The organism is Parapedobacter deserti, from assembly GCF_042646065.1.
In the GTDB taxonomy this organism is placed as follows: Bacteria; Bacteroidota; Bacteroidia; order Sphingobacteriales; family Sphingobacteriaceae; genus Parapedobacter; species Parapedobacter deserti.
On sequence record NZ_JBHRTA010000002.1, the window covers coordinates 1 to 874 of the forward strand.

The following is an 874-nucleotide window of genomic DNA, read 5'->3' on the forward strand; positions in this document are numbered from 1 at the left end:
CCTGCTGCTGAAGGAGGATTTCCGGGGTCCGACCAGCCTGGATGTGAATGCGATGTTCGTATTCGGGGACCGTTTCTGGATCGGCGGGGGCTGGCGCACGGGTGTGACGGTTTTCCGGAAGGACTACGCGCGTTTCACGGGCAATGCGCTGAACAGGCGCAACTCGGTATCGGCGATCACGCAGCTGTACGTGACGCCGCAGCTGCGGGTGGGTTACTCGTACGATTACATCCTGAGCCAGCTGAGCAGCGTGCAGAACGGCTCGCATGAAGTGACACTGGGCATCACCTTCGGGCGCAGAGACCAGCGGCTATTGAGCCCGCGGTTTTTTTGAGAAAAAATTAATTGACTGCATGAGAAATAGTGTCGAGGTGGATGACAATACATCAAGTACGGCTATGTTATTGGAAAAACTAATTTTCTTTTTAGAGATGAAGCATGGATTTCGCTATACCAGGGGTGATCATCAACTGGAGATCTGGCTGTCTGACAGAGAAGAACTGCCGATTGTTATTTCCCAGATCAACGCGAATCGCTATATCATTTCCTCTGGCGACATCACTTATGAAGTGAAGGACGCGGAGCAGGCCTATCGTTACGTTGAACGGGTGTGCTTTTACATGAGTGCAGTCCCGGATGGTTACAGGTTGTGGAGTAAATACTTTTGAGAACTGGAAAAAGATATAATTATGAAAAAAAGTTTACTGACTCGAGTTTACTGTTTTGCCGGCATCATAGCGTACTCGTTGATGTTTCTGTCGGTACTTTCGGCCTCTGCCCAGGAGCAGGTCGGTCTCCGCGAGCGTGCGGAGGAGCTGTACGGCAGGTTTGAGTACGCCAATGCGGCGGCGCTTTATGCGAAGCTGGCGGATTC

The 874-nt window shown here is 51.6% G+C and carries 3 protein-coding genes; all 3 read left to right on the forward strand.

Going from position 1 to position 874, the window contains the following annotated elements:
- Positions 1-334 (forward strand): type IX secretion system membrane protein PorP/SprF (locus ACFOET_RS00015; RefSeq protein ID WP_379018244.1); only part of this gene is annotated, 334 nt, incomplete at its 5' end.
- Between the two features lie 19 nt (positions 335-353).
- The gene (locus ACFOET_RS00020) at positions 354-668 is read left to right on the forward strand and encodes a hypothetical protein (RefSeq protein WP_379018246.1); all 315 of its coding nucleotides are present in this window, start codon (positions 354-356) and stop codon (positions 666-668) included.
- Positions 669-689: 21 nt separating this feature from the next.
- On the forward strand, positions 690-874 hold a 185-nt coding region (locus ACFOET_RS00025; RefSeq protein WP_379018248.1), incomplete at its 3' end, for a hypothetical protein.

Bases quoted from the DNA above. Each gene is read 5' to 3' on its own strand.
- ACFOET_RS00020 (WP_379018246.1), top strand. From the start codon at position 354: ATGAGAAATAGTGTCGAGGTGGATGACAATACATCAAGTACGGCTATG.